This is a genomic window from Paenibacillus periandrae (assembly GCF_022458865.1).
GTDB classification, from domain to species: Bacteria; Bacillota; Bacilli; order Paenibacillales; family NBRC-103111; genus Paenibacillus_S; species Paenibacillus_S periandrae.
The window spans coordinates 62,713-80,330 of sequence record NZ_JAJNMU010000034.1 but is presented as its reverse complement, the minus strand read 5'-3'; the positions used below and the strand labels follow the sequence as shown (position 1 = coordinate 80,330).

Genomic DNA, 17,618 nt, shown 5'->3' with positions numbered 1-17,618 from the left:
ATTAAACGGTGGGTGACAGAAATGGGAAGTTTTTCTCCCACAACAATTTGTGTCGTCGGACAACATTTGCTGCTTTCTGGGGATTGCATATGCTGCTAGACTTTACAATGGCCACGGAGAATCGGTAGCCAACTAACACCTGAATCGCTACTGTGTTATCATGCCCGCACACCGCTGCTGCCACTCTGGTCGAGCCATGCCGGGAGCAGCTTCTTAGTTGTTTCAGCTCTCAACGTAAGCTTTGAGCTATATCCGTAATTTCTTGAATGACAGAATCCATTACTGTCTTTAATTACAAATAAATAGCTCCCCTCTCCTTCAATTGGTGCCATTACATCGCCGTTATTAGACTTAAAGTTCTTGTCATTTGGTTTTGATCTCATATAACAAGAAAACCGCGATTTTCAAAGCAAATATAGAGATATTGTCTTCCGAACAAACACTCGAGATATTCAGAATATTTATATTACTACCGTTCATATTTTTTCTTAATGCAGCCCTTGATTTCCACGTTATGTAACCATAGTCGGGAATGGGATAATGTTCTTGTCAATTTCGGGAATGGGATAAAGTTCTTGTCATTGAAATTTGACAAGAACTTTATCCCATAACACAAAAAAGCCGCGATTTACGCGGCACTTAATGAGATAATGTTCTTGTCACCCGACAGATCTTGTCGGATGACAAGAACTGACGGAGAACAAGAATAACTATCGATAAAAGACAAGAAGTTGTGCGGTTTTCTCTCTGCATCTACAAAATAAACCAGCTGCCGGCGAAATGCCGGCAGCTGGTTTACGTCATTAATTTTCTAACATACTTATCGACATATCGCTGCAGTTCTTTATTCTGTTCAGTGGGGTTATTATACACCATCATAGCCACTGCTTGTGGAGTATACGATTTCATTTTACTAAGTGATTGTTTTGCTGCACTATTTATAAATGGACACTCGTATTTAAAGGGCTCTGTAGTTGTGTATTTAAAGGGCTCTGTAGTTGTTTCAGGCTTGAAATAACATTCAATTAGGGTATCATCACCTAGATCCACATTATACTTAAATGCCATTTGCGGGACACTGCATTCAACCATTTGATTAATTTGCTGCCAGTCAGGTACTCTGACTTCACTAGGCGCCCCTCTTCCCGCTTGCTGTAGCCATTGTCTGAAAAAGTTGAAGCAGAAATTTACGGTTAAATGGTCGATTATCCAGTATAGCTGATTTGTTTGATTTTGGGTTCTAAGTTCTGTTTTAGCAGTTCCTCTGCCTTGACTCGATTTCCTATGAAAACTGTAAGTATATTAATCAGACTCTCGTATTTGAAAATGTGGTATCAGCGATCTGATTATCTTGTTCTTATCTTTTTGGTTAAAAAGAATTTGGCTGGCAATTAGGTCTATAAGAGAAAAAAATCTTTGGAACAGCACTACATCATCTAAAGTACAATTATCTGTAACTTTCTTTTTAGAAGCATCCTCAGTATCCATTATCAATTCTCTAGCATTGTGCGCAATAGATAATATTTCTTCTTTAAAGTACTTACCTTGAAACATATCTGGATCCTGAAAAGGATCAAAGAGAAGTTCAGGAAACTCAAAACGATACCTTGATAGCCCCCCTGTACCTACTTCCTTAACCAATTGTTCTCCCAATTTGGATTTTATGTAATCGCCAACCTCAGATAATGATAAATATTTACCTTCTGAGAGTTTTATGTTCTCTCGAAAAAAGAGCTCCTCCTGCATATTTCGCCGAACATATCCTAGTCTAATACTTTTTTCAAAAAGTTGTATGTCGTCATAAATTGTGTACTTTTTTTCAATTGTCTTTACATGATTGTGCAATTAGATTTCGAATCCTTGCCAGTTCGGAGTACTCGTCTTCCAGCTAACTTTTATCTTTTTCATAGAAAATATCTCTGGACAGACTGTACAGTGTCCGTAAAAAAAGGTTATGAGTCATTGATTGCTTTAAGCGTTCCCTTGTATTTTGGAAAACTGGTTCTTCATTCTCATGCCAAATACCATGATACGTTACTTTCTGTTACTTTCTTAGGAAGTTTTAATTCAAAATATTCCTTTAAGAATGTAGCTACACGATCAAATAAACCATATGATTGTAAGTAACATTGCTTGGTACGTTCTACGAAGAATTTTCTATTTTTAGTTTGACTTTTATTAAGAGCGTTAGATGTCTCAAAGAAAAATTGCCTTATAATAATAAACTCCTGCTTCATTAATTCATATTAAAAAGCAAAGTATTCATTTCTTTCGCTAGGTAAAAAAGATACATCAATATTATCCGACTTAGGGTGTACTGAAAGAAATGCCGGTACAAGAGAAAGATATAACTCTTTCCGTTTACACCAGTCTTCGTAAGTCTCATCATCGTCATTTGGGTAAGCATGCTCCCTGCATTTACTATAATCACTTTGAATTTCAGGATCCTTCCACTTAAATTCCTTCAAACTAAGTTGTAGAGTAGAATAATTAAACCGGCTACACTTATTTAACCTGGTCTTAACATCTTTTAGGAATTTCAGAGATGTCCTATAATATTCCTCTTTATAAGAGTAATCCTCCAAAAAAAATTGCAAACTTTTAAAGTAGGTTCTTATTGGGTAATCATTATATTCACTTAGGAAACTTCCAACTTCAGTAAGATTATCCCACCGTTTTTTTTCATTCCATAGTGTGGTATTTTGTTCAAGGCGAGATCTTCGATTATAGCCACTTAATTCACCCCAGTGCAATAAAAAACTAATTTATACATCTCGTTAATGCGACAAGTCTTCTCAGGTCTTTTTCTTCTAATGGCTGATTCCACTGGATGTCATTTAAATATTCAGTTACTGCCTTCTCGTTTGGACCATTCTTTACTTCTTGATAGCATTCTCTCAGTTCAAACATTACTTTTTCTGCCAATTCTTGCTTGCCATTTGTATTCAAAAGCAGTATCTTTGTACTATACATGCCTAACTGAACAATCTTGTTTGTAAAACTGCTTAAAGATGATTCACAGATATCAATTGCTACATCAAGATACTTAAGAGCCTGTTTAGTCTTACCACTTAACTCAAGGTAACTTGCCATATTCAAAAAAATGAATTGCATGGGATGAGGATGAGTAAATTTTTTCATTATAGATTCGAGACTTAAATGCTCATCTGTAAGAGCCTCGTACATCTGATCAGCTAATTTATCCAACCCATGTTCTTTCGAGTAAGCCATGATCTGTATATAACAATGATACTTAAAAACAACTTTTGGTACGTCTTGTTCCTTAAGGTTTCTTACTAAATGTCGAAACCCTTCAAAAGGTTTATCGCGTTGGAAGGCTTTGTATAAATAATCGACAGCCAACTCATATTGCCTTCCTTCACAGTATGCTAAGGATTTATAAATATACTGTCTCTCTTTATCCAAATCGAATGAGAAATGCCGCAAAGCATTGTCGAAATCTCGGATTGCTTTATCGAGGTAGCCTTGGTCTTCATGAATAAGCATCGTATAACCCTGCCCACGTGTTCCGTATGCTTTTCCTAACATTTCGAACATCTGAGGACTGCTAGAGTTTTGATAATCTGAAGTCTCGTCTAAAAGATCCAGCAACTGAATCATTTCTTCGAACACATCTATCGATTTAGAAAGATCATTTATAGACTGTAGAAGATGTAGCCCGTTTTTCTTGTGGATACCTCTTCTAATTTTATATATATTAAAATACCTAAACTTTGTCATTACATCGTCAAGAGTGGTCGCCTCTTGTAAGAACAATCGATCCTGTACCTCGGCCTCCATACTTCCTATATGCGTATATAATGAATACAAATATAGTATAATATCCAGGTTGAACTCTGGTACATTTAAACCCAACTCTTTTAGCTTAGGTATTAAACTATTTTGCATATCTACTAAAACGGGCCTAATAAACTCATAGTTACGATCTATCTTAATGAAGGTCTCTAACTTAGAAGAGATTGAAAGCAATTGTAATTTTAACCCATAGTCATCTAAATCTTTTAGCCTTTTCAGAGCAATCGAAAGGTAGTTTACCTTGTTCTCCAAACCATGCTCTAAAAAACACTCAAAAATGACATCACCTAATTTTCCTTCTGTTAACCATCTTTGAAGTTCTTTGTCTACTGAACTCTCATAAAACGAGAACACATACTGCTGGTCATAGAGCTGTTCTATTTTATTCTTTTGGGTTGAATCAAACTTTGTTGATGATCTTGTTAAGTAAGTGTTACAGATACCATCTGCTATCATTAAATTATAGTTTTCTCTTGCATCTGCAAACGTTATGGAATATTTCCATTTATTTTTACGTGTTAAGGCCTTTCTTGCTAATCCAAGAATGATTCTTTCTCTTAATCTGTTTTCATATTCCACAGGACTAATAATTCCATACCCTTTATCCGTATTCTTTCGGGTAGCAATTAAAATATGAAGATCAAAATCCCCATAAACAGCTGATAGCTGAAGAAGCAACTGAATAGTGCCTTCTGCAAGAACATTGAGATAGGTTGTATCGCTATCGATAATCATGACTCGTTCTTTATTTTGGAAAATTACGAATTCAACTTTTTTCTCCTTTATCTTCTCCAAAATCTTTAAATTGGTCTCGCCTTTTTCTTGATTATAATGTACTGCTTGGCTAATTTTATTATTGGCCTTTCTCTTAAAAGATAAGGCCTTCCCTCGTATATCTTTAATGATTTCTTTATCTAATTTCTCGTTTGCTTGTTCCTCCAAAGAGAAATAGGATTCCGCTTTATCCTTATTCCCAACCCTTGAATATAATTGCGCTAGACCGCTATAACACTGGGAAAGCGTGAGCGCGCTGACCTTTATTCCATGGTTTTGAATCAATTCGATTCCTGTTTCCAAATGTTCAATAGCCTCTAGTAGAATGTTATTGTGTAGTAAGTCCTCACTAAGCATATACATTAATCGCATATAAATATCTGCATTAAAAGACACCTTCAATTGTAAAATCTCAATTACCGCAAGATTCATCTGAATAAAGAGTAGATAAAACCCCTGATGCGTTTGTTCCTGCAAGTATCCACTATTTTGTGCATTTTCCACAAGACTTTCAACTATTGTACTCAATAAAGATAAAAACTCTTTGTTTTTCAGAACAGAGTCTTGCCGGATGACAATATTCATTAATGTAAGAACGTAGAGTAAGTCATCCTCCTCGAATGCTCTTCCTTTACTCTGAATCGAAAGAGCACGAAGTTCTGACCACCAATTGGAGATAAGATCTTCTTTAAGCCCCTGGTACTGATCGGAGATTCTACCAACACTCTCTGCCCTGTGAAAACTAAGTATATTCCCTTTGCCAGACCGTTGCACATCAACTAATGGCCGTAGTTCTTGAAGGAAACAAAGAAATCGAAAACTGATTTCTTCTTCTCCGCATAAACGCGATAGAAGTTTAATAGGCAAACTTAAGGGCGAAAGTATAATAGAAAGTAGCATTCGCAACATATTGTTATAATATTGATCTCCGTATAGCTTTTGCAAGATGCTTAAGTAATGCTGTTCGGCCATCACAGGCAGATTATCAACACCCTCAAGACCATATTCTACGTAAGCTTTAAGTAATATCTGAAGAAAGATGAATTTCCCACCCGAAACGTTAAGCAATACGTCCTCGTCTGCAGCATTGGACTTGGTCCGAGATCGTATGAATTTTATTAATAACTCTCGATATTGAAGGGCTGTTCGTTGAATGACTATCGTTTTGTCAAAATGCATTCCAACGAGTTGAGACTTCTTCGAATTTGTTAGTTGTTCCCCCGTTCGACTGGTCAACAATATATAGATTCCCCGGTCTAACATATCCGAAGAAGGAATTAAATCAAAGATTGTAACACCACCATGATGAGGGATCTCATCGACTCCATCAATGATTAGGAGAGCTTTCCCTTTGTGTTGGTACTTTGTTCGTTCCTTGCACAATACATTAATTAGATGAGCAACCTGTTGTTTTACTGTTGGAGTATGAATATCTACCGTTGGTAGTTCCCCATCCAACATGTTTTCGTCTATCTGCCTGAGCAAATCTGTGATCTTAAGTACGAACGTCGATGGCATATAGGAGAAAACGTCATGAACATAATAAACCCTGCAGTTAACGTCTGGTATCTTGATTAGACCATATACGAGAGGGTCTAACATTTTGGCAAAAGTAGTCTTGCCCATGCCATCTTCCATCTGCAATAACATGATACCTCGGTCATGATTACAAATAACTTGCTCCAATTGCTTAGTTAATTCATGAAATTCTAATAGATCCTTTGAGTCTGTGATTTGCTGAACTATAGTTGCTTGTGAGCGAAGATATATTACATCTTCCGCCGAGCTTTGGGTATGCTCAGCAAGGTGTTTCTTTTTTAAACTTTGATAAATGTCAGAAATATGTGTTGGTTTTTGTTTAATTTTATCTCCAGTTGGATAGTTAATCAGGAAAGCCATCGCTTTATGATTATAATAAGAATCAAACAAGTATAACCCTCTGTCAATCCATTGAAGAAATGGTTCTAACAAAATATAATTGTTATTTAAATGAATATAAGGGATACCATTACCTAGATTTGATTCGTTATTCATCCCTGTCATGGGGTAGTACTTGCCTTTGCTTTTAAGCATAAACTTTATACTTCTACATAATAGGTTTGGCATCGGGTCAAATGTTCCGAAATCAAGTACAGCATCTTCCTAATGTCATTCTGAAAGTCTGTGCTATTGTCTAATTTCAGCGCACCGTGACCGATCCTTTCATTTCTCCAATTTACGATTTGATATTTCTCATAAATGCCTGAAATATCTCTAAGTATTTCAAATATTGGTTCATTCTTCGTACTGCTTTTCTTCCGGATTTCTAATGCAACCTGATGCCAGTCACCAAGACTGAGTGGTTTACCTGTCAATCTAGTTAGTACATCTTGATATTCGTACTTTAACTTTTTAGATTCAAGTACTTCTGATAGTAATATTAATATTGGAAACTTTAATAATACTTCGAACATATCTTTTATTTGAAATTGAACCCCATACGTAGAACCGGAAACTAGGAGTTTATGTAATTTGTCATATTCAATAGCAATCAAATACGGAGTTTGCTCTTTAATAGGTTGGATCCATAGATTATCGTCCTTACCTAGTTCCTCAAACCAATTCTTGCTAGAAGCCAATTCCACGTAATCACATTGTTCGTTTTGACAGACCAGTTTGCTGCCTAACTGAAAAAGAGAACCATTACACTTAAAGCAAATTTTAGACACGAGAACACCTTCTATCTCTAAGATTCTGGAATGAGTCATGGTGACTACTTGCGACAAATCAGCTTCGTAGAATGAAACATATGAAAATATATTATATTTATAGTAAAGTCAACCAATATTAATTCTACAAAATTCCACGTTTTTCCTGCATGATCCACAGCCTTTGTGCTATAAAACAAAAAGGCCGATTGGCTATTTGAAAAATGTGTGGTGGTGACGAATTGACCAATTGAGTTTCGGGTGGTGTTTGTTTGCACTCAACCTTGACACCTTCGATTCACCGTGGGGCGAATGCCCCGAAGCGTGAATATGGTGTTAGGTGAAGTTCTCACTACTATGAGTTGGCATTCAAAGTTATATTTACTCTTTTCGGATTGTACAAATCAAATCCATTTGAAAACCAGAACTCCTTAAGTCCTATCTCATTAATTAATTCAACTTCTTCTTTATAAATTGGATACATTCCAGTTAAAAAGATCGGTAGATTCGTCGTTTCGATTTTTTTGATATCCTTATCAAGTATAGAAGGTGAAAAAACAAAGTAGCCAATCATGCTTGTTCCCTCGCATATTGGTTCACCAAAAGTAAATTTATCTCCATAACTAAAAGGTTTGATTCCTCTTAATTCTGCTGCTAACCAGGCTATGGAATGGCCCCAAGTTTCGTCATTTGTTTCTAAACTTAGAATTAATTCAGGTTTCCCCGAAATCCATTCCGGATGTTGGCCTTCTGAGAGTCCGAATGTAATAAAAGTAATCATTCCTACTTCAGGTATTCCTCTAAAAATGAATAAGTAAATTGGTTTTCCCTCATCTTTTGCATTGAATTTATGAATTTTATAGTCTGTACCAAAGACTTCTTCAATGTGTACTATAAAGTAATCTACATTAGCCTTCAATGAGATCCCTCCGAAACTTGTATTCACGAACCCTAACCGACTTAAGCCCCGATAGGACCGGCCGCGATTGCAGTGCAGGGTTGTCTGCCTAATTTAACCTTCTCCGAATCATCTTAAAGGAGTCCCTAGTTCTTTCATTGCAATTAAATACGATCTTTCTTTACCATCTTCATCGACAAATCTGCCGAAATCATATTTATTCAAATCAATAATTTCTTTTAATAAGTCAGGTATTTCTTCTACCCATTCGATCTTCTCAGGTTTATTTGGAAATTCAGTATTAGGGTTCTCTGTATGTAAAAATAGAGCATCACACGTAGGGTATTCCAAGTCCACAAAAATCCATGTTTGAAACGCTTTAAAATTGTTTAATTCTAAAGTTTTGATTTTGTTTAAAATCATTAGATAGTTTTTTATATGTTTTCTTCGCTGTCTAACACTTATTTCACTAAATCCCCATCCATCTAGATGCCAGTGCCAAAGATTGTACCAGGATTCAGGTTCAAAATGAGGTTTAAATTCTTCTATTTATCTTTGAATTTTTTTAAAATGTCTTTTAATCTTTCTCTTTAGTTTCATGTATGAATTTCCCCTATTGCGTTGGTTTTCAGATAACGTCTTATTTGCGAAATTACAAAATAGTGTGCTATGTATGTATTCGTGAACTTTGCAAAATTTCCTTTTATTGAAAATTTCATGAAATGAACTCTCGTTAACATGAAAGTTCTTATAACCTTAATTCTTCAGTACCAAGAGCATCTAGCTGAATTGGTACAGAACATAGATGCCCTGGCTGAAGAAATGAAAGACTATGAATTAATTCAATCTATTCCCGGGATCGGACCTAAAATTGCTGCAACAATTTTAGCTGAAATTGGAGAAATCGATCGATTTAATCCTCTCAAAAAACTAGTGGCCTTTGCAGGGATTGACTCGAGTGTCTTTTCATCAGGCAAATTCAATGCAACTCAGAATCGCATAACGAAGCGTGGTGCCAGCCAACTTAGATATGCGTTAGTAATGGCGGTTCAATGAGGTCTGATCCGTTCCCGAAATACGAAGTTAAAGGCAATCTACGAACGAAAACGAGCTGAAGGTAAGTCTCACAAGGTAGCTCTAGTCGCCTGTGCGAATAAGTTAGTACATTGGGTCTATGCAATATTGAGATCCCAGAAGGCATTCCGTTCAGCTTAATGCCAGGACCAAACTGGTATATCCTTCCATAACGGATGATATTGGAGGGTTATTTGGCATGTTTACTTTTCACTATACCAAAAGCAATTCAATCAATTTGCTGGAAATGTTGACAAGCTATTAGCTGGTATAGTTTAATGAAGCACCGTCAGTCTAATACTTAATTTTCTCAGTCTACAACTTTATTTATCTAGTCTAACACTTAATTTTCCAGTCTAGAACTTTATATTCTTCGAACAGAAACAGCCTTTTCTTCCTATAATCGTCAAGCGATTAACCGTAGAGAATGTGAATTCTCAAACTTCAAATAATATCTTTTTACTATACATGCATGAAACGATTGGCAATCGGATCACATTCTTGACACTAATAAATGACAAGAAAATGATCCGATAAAACAAAAAATCCGCAAGTCATGCGGATTATAATCGGACTATTTACTTGTCACCCTAGACCTCAATCTTTAACTCAATTCTATGCTTTACCACTACCGATGATACGGTTCCCCGCGTATGATCTTAAACTATTCTCCCGTTGAACAAAATCATCCGTTTTTGACCGACAGCCTAAGTGTTGCGAGTAGCCTGTTTTCGCATATTTTTGTTTTAACATGAACATGTAAAGAAATCCGAATTTTAGGACACAAAGATGTATTGTACAATGTTAAATAGACCCTCAAGCTGTATCGTTTATCAACCACGGGAATGGTACCTTCTTCGTGTCCTATATTGGAAAACAGTATAACTTCTTGTCTTTTAGAAAAGACAAGAAGTTATATCCATAAAATAAAAAATCCGCTCAACTCGCGGATTCAAATGGATGTATGTTCTTGTCCTCTTACAAGAACCTGGATACATAAATGACAAGAACCTGATTACATTACCCACAGGTCTTTTAATGAGAACATAAAAATAAGGATGAACATCATCCTTATTTTTAGTTTATCATTTAGTTTATTTTATATGGTTAGTCGTCGTACATAATGGTCAACATAGGCTGCAAGTTTTTTATTAAATGGTACTTTCATTGCTACATTTTGTGGCATATACGAATTCATTCGCTTTGAAATTTTCTTTTTATTGTTCGTATTTAACGGGCACACTAAATTGTGTAGGTCAAATCAAATTGCTTATATTCTGGGTTTATAAAAAATTCAACGGGTTGTTTCAACTCCATATTAATTGAATGCTTAAAAGCCATTTCCGGTATACTATTTTCAACCATTTCATTTACAGCATTCCAATTGGGTACTGTTTTTTGTTCAGCACATTGAGTAGCAACCAGTATCCACTGTTTAAAATAATTGATACATATTTGAATAGTCAGTCTATTGATTATCCAATGGAGTAGCAATCTATTGTCAACTTCTTTTATATTAGTTTGATTAAATAATTCTCTTCTATAACTTTCAAGTACAAGTTGAATCATACTTGTGACAATCGCAAAATTACTTGGGCATACAGAACTTATATCATTGGCTTTTAAATCTTTATAGAATTTTTCGGATTGAATTAGGGTTTGTCTCCAAAAGATGTATGCATAAGCGTAAGGACAAATCTGCGGAAATTCCTTTTTCCCTCCGCTTTCCTTAGCTCTAGTAGTACCCGTATACATTGCCGATGTTGTTTGAGCTTTTTTCTTAAAAAACGGTCGACTGTCAAAAAACATCAGCCTTGGTATATTCTGTTACCATAAAAGCGCTTGGAAAATATAAGTGGAACCGTTTGAAATAAATCGGTTGACGCATATTTATGTAAAAATAACCACCGCTGGTTGTCGCTTTGATCCATAGATAACCATTTCAGCACAGTTTGGTCCTGTATCTCCATTCGTGAATCCCAATTTCTCCAAAGAGATTCTGAAAAATCAGCTAATCTATATCCGCATTTGCACGTGAATGGTTCGCTAAGACCAAAGTCGCTTAACAAATAGGGAATTGTTTTAGGCAACTAGGACAACTATCGAATAAAATAGTTTCATGGACAGGACATCTTTTGATCAATTTAAATTGGTGTAAGAGACTGTGCTGTCCAACTTGGATACATTCCTGACACCATCTCAGACGATTAAAGAACCAACTGTCCTGGAGTTCCCTGTAATAACTTACAGGTTGCATCAATCTTGCAATTATGCTTTTGTTGTGACCAATCAAATCATATCCTAAAGTGTTTTGAACAAACTCAGAGTCAAATCCACTTAACGTAAACAGCTCTCTTCTATTATCACCATACTTTTTATTTTTGATATTTTTAACATCCGTACTCCCCATTCTATGCAATATCTCATCCCGTTTAACTTGATTAGCGAGTGCTATTTTTTCGAATATTGACCATGGGGATTCAAAAGGGCTTACCCACTGTTTTCGCCATACAATTACCATTATGTACCCTTCCTTTTCGCTATTGCCATAAATATTTCTGAATCGATATAACCTGACCTTTTTATAGCTTCCTTCCATTGGTCCATCGACAACCACTCTCTCATCTGTCCGTTTGCACCAAATATTTTCAAAGCGTTCTCGATCGTAAAGACGATGAATTCCATCGGTAATTCTATTTTTCCTTTAATTCCAAATTCTTGACGAATCTCAAGAAAAAGCGAGAATAAATCATTGGCAAATCCCTCCAACCTATTACCGGCGTCAAAAGCATCTGGGAAGAAGTAACGAGTAAAAAACCAACCACTATCTACTGGGGACTCTGCTTCATCATAGCTTTGTAGCACGTAGGCTAACTCTTCTTTGGTCTGTATGCCTTTGAAGCGATATTTCCAAGTCGAGGACGACCATAAACAATCATACCCGGACCGCCAGCTTTAATTACTTGGATGATTTTCTTCATCAATCTGTCTAATTCAAGAGTTGGCAGGGTATACTGCCCCTGCTCTAAAGGGTGGGCACCAGAAGAAATATTTGGCCGTTGCACTCTGCTCATTTTCCTTTCCGTTTCAATTAATTATTACTCTATGTCTTTTAAGCGATGTATCTGTTTCAGCTTCAATTAATCGATCTCTGATGCTTCTTGCCTGTTCTAAAGCAGCAATAGCATCTTGCTCTGCCGCTATAGCATCATTTTGGGTTCTGGTGCAAGGATTTAAAAAAGTTCGCAGTTACCCGACAAACTTTACTTTGTCTATGCCACTAAACCAAATATCTTATTTAGCCATTCAACAGCAGTAAGGACAGTCGAATTATCATCGGCCTGTCCTTTCCTTATCATATGTAAAGCCTCAATTCCCTTTAACGTCTGATCCGCTGTAAGAAACGATTTGAAATCAAGCATTGGTTTTGTAATTTTCTTTATGAACCGGTGATCTTGCTCCACAATATTATTTAGATACTTTGTCTGTCTAATCAAGGTTTCTTTTGGAAAAGATTTCTCATTTATTAATTCTTGTATGGCAGGTGGATACGCTGGATTTTTATCCAAGGTGATTACACGTGGGATTTGAGTATGTGGAGAGGACAAAGCCTTTGTAAAGAAGCACTTAGCTGCCTTCATATCCCGATTTTCAGATACATGAAATCAATGGTTTTCCCCATAGAATCAACCGCTCTGTATAAATACATCCACTGACCTTTAACTTTGATGTAGGTTTCGTCAGTCCTCCATGAGTCGTTTGTATGATTCAAAAAGGGGCGTATTCGTTTGTCGATTTCAGGTCCAAATTCATGGACCCACCTCATGATCGTCGTATGGGAAATCTTTAATCCTCGCTCGTTCATCATTTCAACTATATCTCGATAGCTTAAACTATATTTCAAATACCATCTTACCGTTAGTAAAATGATTGCCGATTCATATTGCTTCCATTTAAATAAATTCAATTTCGCTTCCAAAGTAAGTTGCTCCATCCCACGACTTCATTTCAATGATGTTATCATGAATCAGAGCTTTGCACCACAACCCTATTTTCCATACAATCCATTGCTCATCTAAAGGTTCTGGGTGTCCAGCCCAATTCATATGGAAAGCTGTATTCATTTCCTGTGATACATATTGCAACTTTGGGATCTGTAAGATTTGTACTGGTCCTGGTTTTACTGCGTAAACTTGAGGATATATCTTGCGATTATCGTGGGTGGTTTGTTTACTTAGAACAGCTTCCAATCTATCACATCTCCTAAAAATTGGATACTCTATCCACTGCAATTATATATCACTCGATAAGTTTATGTAAGATTAATTTCTTCACATTACTCCCGTTCAAAAAAAAGGAGGCTCCCGCACCTTCGCTTGGGCTACGTCCTTCACATTATATTCCATTTCCAATTACCCATTAAAGAACGTACGCAGGTAGCATAACGCTAAACGGGGGACTTATCTTAACCCTAAGCACTAAGAAAACACTTTATTTTCTTCTGACATTGGCGTGAACACCCTCATTGCAAAATCGCTGCTCTCAGAGATTTTAAAAGTATGGTATTGGAAAGTCAGCAGCTCAGTTTCGGGAAGACGGATTATTTGTTCACCTTCCAAAGTATCGGAAACATCATGTCGTTCCCATAGCGTCCTGAATTCTTCGCTCCTGTCACATAACTTGTCGACCAGTTCTTGATACCACGAATCGTTCATGTAAAAGGCAAACCGGCTTCTGAAATGGGCCACCATCGTAGAGGCGACATTCTCCCAATTCACGATGCGAAACTTGCTGTCCTCCACCGCGAAGACACGCCAAAGAATATTTCTTCCGAGCTCCGGGTCTCGGCTGAAGTCTCTACACAACGTATCCGATATTTGGTTCAATGCGATAACGTTCCAGCGTCTATCAATAATGTACGCCGGATAGGTTCCCATCCTGTCCAGAATCTTCTGCAGGGAAGGAGGAACGGCATCATCCACTTTTGACTGCGGAAGCGTGGAATGATTGGCCAATACGAGAAGATGGTTGCGTTCGTCGCTGTTAAGACGTAATGTTCGTACCAAGCTTTCCAGGACTTGCTCCGACACATGAATGTCCCGGCCCTGCTCCAGTGCTGTATACCACGGCAAGGAAATACCCGATAAGCTTGACACTTCTTCCCGTCTCAAGCCTTTCGTGCGGCGGCGTGACGTTTCAACCTGCAAACCCATCTCTCCTGGGGATAAACGCGAGCGACGTGACCGGAGAAAATCAGCCAATTGTTTACGTCTTCTTTCATCATTCATAAATATGTTACCTTCTCTCCATTTGGTGATAGTATTTATACTAGTATTCATGCCAATAGTATCAGGAACAGTACTATAAATGCACACCTGTTTATCGGTTCTATGACTGATTATAATCGTGTTATCGTCCGTTGTTAAGGAGGAGCCGGAGATTAAACAAGCTGTACCGAATTTCCCATTGATCGGCTGTTCGCGGCTGATGAGAATCGTTTAGCAAGGTCAATCCAAATATCGAATACGAAGGAGATTTTAATTGTGAAAACAATGCAGATCGAACATGGGCATAGTTTCAAAGGCAAACGTGTTGTTATTCTTGGAGGAACGTCCGGAATCGGGTTTGCGACTGCCGAAGCCGCCGCTCGGGAAGGGGCATACCTGGTCGTCGTGTCCAGTAAAAAAGAAAAAGTTGACCGTGCCGTTTCGCGTTTGCCCGAAGGTACCGAGGGGTATGCGGTTGATTTGACGAATGAGGAACAGGTTAGAAAATTTTTTAGTAATATCGGGGAATTCGATCACTTGGTTTTCACTGCCGGCGACCCAGTGATGATCGAAAATCTCGATACCACCGACGTCGAGACAGCGCAGCAATTGTTTAACTTGCGATACTGGGGAGCGTTTATGGCTGCCAAATATGGCAGACGAAACATCCGACGGGGTGGTTCGATCACGTTGACTTCCGGCGTTGCCGGAGCTCGTCCACAGAAGGGAGTTACTGTTGCAGCCAGCATATGCGGTGCTGTCGAGTCGCTCACCAGAGCGTTGGCCGTCGAGTTGAGCCCGCTTCGCGTCAACACCGTTTGCTTCGGCATTATGCGTACCGAGTTTTGGAATGACGTTCCTGAGGAACACCGGAACACAATGTATGAAAATGTAGGGGAATCACTTCCAGTTGGGCGAATCGGCGAACCGGAGGATGGTGCCGAAGCATTTTTATACTTAATGCGGGAGAATTATTCTACCGGTCAGATCGTTGTCGTGGATGGCGGTTCTACTCTCGTTTAAGCTTCTTGTAGGTGTATGGGGAAAATAAAGTATTAGACGCCCATGCCGCTAACGCGGCACCATCAGATGATGAAAATGGACGTTTGGGATATAATTGACTTACGGCTGGCGAAGGGAGGTCGGCAGTCAATGGTGCCTCGAGCCCGAGTTTTAGACTGATCTCAACGACCAGGTGCACCACAGAATGTTGCTCCATTTCGGAAGCACGCAGGATAGAATAACCATATGCGGTTATTGCACCAGCCCCTTCAATTTGACATGCCGTAAGGAGAGTGTCTTGGATGGACGTCGTTTACAGTCATGTATGCGGGCTTGACGTTCACAAAAAGAACATCGTTGCCTGCGCCATCACACCGTAAGGCAAAGAAATCCGTACGTTTGAAACCATGACCGATGATTTGATCCTTCTCGCCGATTGGATCAAAGACAGAGGTTGCTCTCACGCTGCCATGGAAAGCACAGGAGTCTACTGGAAGCCCATTTACAATCTACTAGAGCTCGAAGGGATTGAAGCTCTAGTGGTGAACGCCCAGCACATCAAGAATGTTCCTGGACGTAAGACGGATGTGAAAGATGCGGAATGGATTGCCAGGTTGCTGCGCCATGGCCTTTTGAAAGGCAGTTACATCCCTAAACGAGAACAACGTGAATTAAGGGAATTGATCCGGTACCGCCGAAGCCTTATTGAAGAGCGTGCGCGAGAAGTAAGCCGCATTCAAAAAGTGCTGGAAGGGGCCAATATCAAGCTCTCATCCGTTGCCAGCAATGTGCTGGGAAAGTCGGGACGCGCCATGATTGAAGCGATGATTGCTGGCGAAAACGGCAAGTTTTTGAAGAAAGCCATCCTGTCGGATGGCTTTTCTAATTGCATCTTATCGAACATCTAATAACGTGTCTGCTCATTCCCCACTGATTTCTGTAAGGTGGAAATATTTTCCTGGAGAAAAGACTGATTTTTTTCGACACCTCTGTTTTTGCACCAAACAACTGCACTGAAAGCATCGTAAAAATCATAGAATGGTAACACTGTCTCCAGATTCACCATAGGGCGAATCGTTCGATACCCATCAATGTACGGTAGCTTTGTTCTCGGGTTTACTCCCCAAATATATCGATTGATTTTTGTAAAGTCTATTTCAGAGGATCCACCACGGGCACTCTCGAAATCAATAATGCCAGTAACCTTGTTATCATTTACCAATATATTACCAGGTCTAAAATCCATATGAACAATGCATGACCCGTCAGGTTCTGGTAAAGCTGAAAATACGCCATCAAAGTGAAGAATACATCTTTCATACAGCTCTGGATCGAGAATCTCTTTACAAGGCTCTTTCCACTTTTCAAAATTACCTTTGATATGTAGTCTCCAATTATTTTGGTCAAGAATCTTAAATCCATCAGTCACATGGTAACCGTAACCTGGAGTTTTAACCTCATGAAGCATCGCATGAAACACGCCAATTTGAAAAGATAGTTTCTCATCAATATCTTCTGTACAAGGTATGCCTTGAATCGCCGAAAGAAGCAATGCTCCAGTAGTAATTTCATCCCCATCCCAAAAATCCAATACTTTAGGAACAGGTATTACATCCTTCAATGTTTCAATCATCTGAAATTCACGATATAGTTTATCCTTGTTAAATGGAATTTTTACATACACTTTTTCTCCGTTAGCGAGAGTAAGTTTGTATACATCAGAACTAAATGACTCTGGAACATCTTCTACATTCAAGACGTTCAGCTTTAACTTTTCAATAACGTTTAGAATGGAACTCATAAAGTACCTCCTCGTTTTGGATTGCAAAACGATAATCCCGATTAAAAACCTTTGACTTTCTCGGGATCTCTTGGCATTCCCTGGAATTAACCGAATTAAACCCAATCTCTTACATATATCATATTCTTGATCCAGAACCAAGACCCCTTTTTAGAGGGGTCATTTTCTTTTTCAGGAGGGATTTCGAATGCGAATCATCAAGACAAAGTAGGTTATTGACCTGTTGGGCCGCGCAGAAGCACTACCGGCGGATCAGGTTATCGGTTTCCTCCGGCGGTAGGCTGGCGAACACGATCCGG

General features: G+C 38.3%; 16 protein-coding genes and 3 pseudogenes. 3 read left to right on the top strand and 16 right to left on the bottom strand.

Features of this window, described 5'->3' with window-relative positions; translation table 11 throughout:
* Positions 1-158 precede the first annotated feature (158 nt).
* From LRL21_RS39020 to LRL21_RS38985, 8 genes are all read right to left on the bottom strand, one after another.
* Entirely contained in the window at positions 159-332 is a 174-nt protein-coding gene (locus tag LRL21_RS39020; protein ID WP_240421200.1) for a hypothetical protein, read from the bottom strand.
* A gap of 463 nt (positions 333-795) precedes the next feature.
* Positions 796-1,068 carry a hypothetical protein gene (locus LRL21_RS39015; protein WP_240421199.1) on the bottom strand — a complete coding sequence of 91 codons (273 nt, stop codon included), beginning with the start codon at positions 1,066-1,068 and terminating at the stop codon, positions 796-798.
* A 234-nt stretch (positions 1,069-1,302) separates the two neighbouring features.
* On the bottom strand, positions 1,303-1,845 hold the full coding sequence (locus LRL21_RS39010) for a hypothetical protein (protein WP_240421198.1): 543 nt from the start codon (positions 1,843-1,845) through the stop codon (positions 1,303-1,305).
* 167 nt (positions 1,846-2,012) lie between these two features.
* Entirely contained in the window at positions 2,013-2,237 is a 225-nt protein-coding gene (locus LRL21_RS39005) for an LA2681 family HEPN domain-containing protein (protein ID WP_240421197.1), read from the bottom strand.
* 523 nt (positions 2,238-2,760) lie between these two features.
* The gene (locus LRL21_RS39000) at positions 2,761-6,663 is read right to left on the bottom strand and encodes a tetratricopeptide repeat protein (RefSeq protein WP_240421196.1); all 3,903 of its coding nucleotides are present in this window, start codon (positions 6,661-6,663) and stop codon (positions 2,761-2,763) included.
* Positions 6,664-6,668: 5 nt separating this feature from the next.
* Positions 6,669-7,298 (bottom strand): hypothetical protein, encoded by a 630-nt coding sequence (locus tag LRL21_RS38995; RefSeq protein ID WP_240421195.1) that lies wholly within the window; start codon positions 7,296-7,298, stop codon positions 6,669-6,671.
* A 334-nt stretch (positions 7,299-7,632) separates the two neighbouring features.
* On the bottom strand, positions 7,633-8,196 hold the full coding sequence (locus tag LRL21_RS38990) for a suppressor of fused domain protein (protein ID WP_240421194.1): 564 nt from the start codon (positions 8,194-8,196) through the stop codon (positions 7,633-7,635).
* A 108-nt stretch (positions 8,197-8,304) separates the two neighbouring features.
* On the bottom strand, positions 8,305-8,598 hold the full coding sequence (locus LRL21_RS38985; protein WP_240421193.1) for a hypothetical protein: 294 nt from the start codon (positions 8,596-8,598) through the stop codon (positions 8,305-8,307).
* Between the two features lie 306 nt (positions 8,599-8,904).
* On the opposite strand from LRL21_RS38985, the pseudogene LRL21_RS38980 reads away from it, so the two are divergent.
* Positions 8,905-9,390: pseudogene (locus tag LRL21_RS38980) on the top strand (IS110 family RNA-guided transposase); the annotation flags it as partial.
* 1,101 nt (positions 9,391-10,491) lie between these two features.
* On the opposite strand, the gene LRL21_RS38975 reads toward LRL21_RS38980, so the two are convergent.
* The 7 genes and pseudogenes from LRL21_RS38975 to LRL21_RS38945 all read right to left on the bottom strand — a co-directional run bounded on the left by LRL21_RS38975 (position 10,492) and on the right by LRL21_RS38945 (position 14,537).
* Positions 10,492-11,058 (bottom strand): hypothetical protein, encoded by a 567-nt coding sequence (locus LRL21_RS38975; protein ID WP_240421192.1) that lies wholly within the window; start codon positions 11,056-11,058, stop codon positions 10,492-10,494.
* A 253-nt stretch (positions 11,059-11,311) separates the two neighbouring features.
* Positions 11,312-11,770: a TniQ family protein gene (locus LRL21_RS38970; RefSeq protein WP_240421191.1), complete on the bottom strand. Its 459-nt coding sequence runs from the start codon at positions 11,768-11,770 to the stop codon at positions 11,312-11,314.
* A complete protein-coding gene (locus LRL21_RS38965; RefSeq protein ID WP_240421190.1) occupies positions 11,770-12,114 on the bottom strand; it encodes a hypothetical protein in 345 nt (114 codons plus the stop codon). Before LRL21_RS38965 ends, LRL21_RS38970 begins: the two co-directional genes overlap by 1 nt.
* A 5-nt stretch (positions 12,115-12,119) precedes the next feature.
* Entirely contained in the window at positions 12,120-12,323 is a 204-nt protein-coding gene (locus tag LRL21_RS38960) for a hypothetical protein (protein ID WP_240421189.1), read from the bottom strand.
* 198 nt (positions 12,324-12,521) lie between these two features.
* Positions 12,522-13,243, bottom strand: a pseudogene (locus tag LRL21_RS38955) (IS6 family transposase).
* A complete protein-coding gene (locus tag LRL21_RS38950) occupies positions 13,203-13,499 on the bottom strand; it encodes a hypothetical protein (RefSeq protein ID WP_240421188.1) in 297 nt (98 codons plus the stop codon). Before LRL21_RS38950 ends, LRL21_RS38955 begins: the two are co-directional and overlap by 41 nt.
* 228 nt (positions 13,500-13,727) lie before the next feature.
* Entirely contained in the window at positions 13,728-14,537 is an 810-nt protein-coding gene (locus LRL21_RS38945; protein ID WP_240421187.1) for a helix-turn-helix transcriptional regulator, read from the bottom strand.
* Between the two features lie 264 nt (positions 14,538-14,801).
* Here LRL21_RS38945 and LRL21_RS38940 point away from each other — a divergent pair, with 264 nt between their 5' ends.
* Positions 14,802-15,539: an SDR family oxidoreductase gene (locus LRL21_RS38940; protein WP_240421186.1), complete on the top strand. Its 738-nt coding sequence runs from the start codon at positions 14,802-14,804 to the stop codon at positions 15,537-15,539.
* A gap of 281 nt (positions 15,540-15,820) precedes the next feature.
* Positions 15,821-16,357, top strand: a pseudogene (locus tag LRL21_RS38935) (IS110 family RNA-guided transposase); the annotation flags it as partial.
* A gap of 65 nt (positions 16,358-16,422) precedes the next feature.
* On the opposite strand, the gene LRL21_RS38930 reads toward LRL21_RS38935, so the two are convergent.
* Positions 16,423-17,319 (bottom strand): phosphotransferase family protein, encoded by an 897-nt coding sequence (locus LRL21_RS38930; RefSeq protein WP_240421185.1) that lies wholly within the window; start codon positions 17,317-17,319, stop codon positions 16,423-16,425.
* Positions 17,320-17,618: the final 299 nt, after the last annotated feature.

What these genes read in the sequence shown, in the direction of transcription:
- LRL21_RS39005 (WP_240421197.1), bottom strand. Translation starts at nt 2,237, where the DNA reads ATGAAGCAGGAGTTTATTATTATAAGGCAATTTTTCTTTGAGACATCT.
- LRL21_RS38985 (WP_240421193.1), bottom strand. Translation starts at nt 8,598, where the DNA reads ATGATTTTAAACAAAATCAAAACTTTAGAATTAAACAATTTTAAAGCG.
- LRL21_RS38960 (WP_240421189.1), bottom strand. Translation starts at nt 12,323, where the DNA reads ATGAGCAGAGTGCAACGGCCAAATATTTCTTCTGGTGCCCACCCTTTA.
- LRL21_RS38930 (WP_240421185.1), bottom strand. Translation starts at nt 17,319, where the DNA reads ATGAGTTCCATTCTAAACGTTATTGAAAAGTTAAAGCTGAACGTCTTG.
- LRL21_RS38970 (WP_240421191.1), bottom strand. Translation starts at nt 11,770, where the DNA reads ATGGTAATTGTATGGCGAAAACAGTGGGTAAGCCCTTTTGAATCCCCA.
- LRL21_RS39015 (WP_240421199.1), bottom strand. Translation starts at nt 1,068, where the DNA reads ATGGCATTTAAGTATAATGTGGATCTAGGTGATGATACCCTAATTGAA.
- LRL21_RS38940 (WP_240421186.1), top strand. Translation starts at nt 14,802, where the DNA reads ATGCAGATCGAACATGGGCATAGTTTCAAAGGCAAACGTGTTGTTATT.
- LRL21_RS38975 (WP_240421192.1), bottom strand. Translation starts at nt 11,058, where the DNA reads ATGTTTTTTGACAGTCGACCGTTTTTTAAGAAAAAAGCTCAAACAACA.
- LRL21_RS39020 (WP_240421200.1), bottom strand. Translation starts at nt 332, where the DNA reads ATGGCACCAATTGAAGGAGAGGGGAGCTATTTATTTGTAATTAAAGAC.
- LRL21_RS39000 (WP_240421196.1), bottom strand. Translation starts at nt 6,663, where the DNA reads ATGCTTAAAAGCAAAGGCAAGTACTACCCCATGACAGGGATGAATAAC.
- LRL21_RS38945 (WP_240421187.1), bottom strand. Translation starts at nt 14,537, where the DNA reads ATGAATGATGAAAGAAGACGTAAACAATTGGCTGATTTTCTCCGGTCA.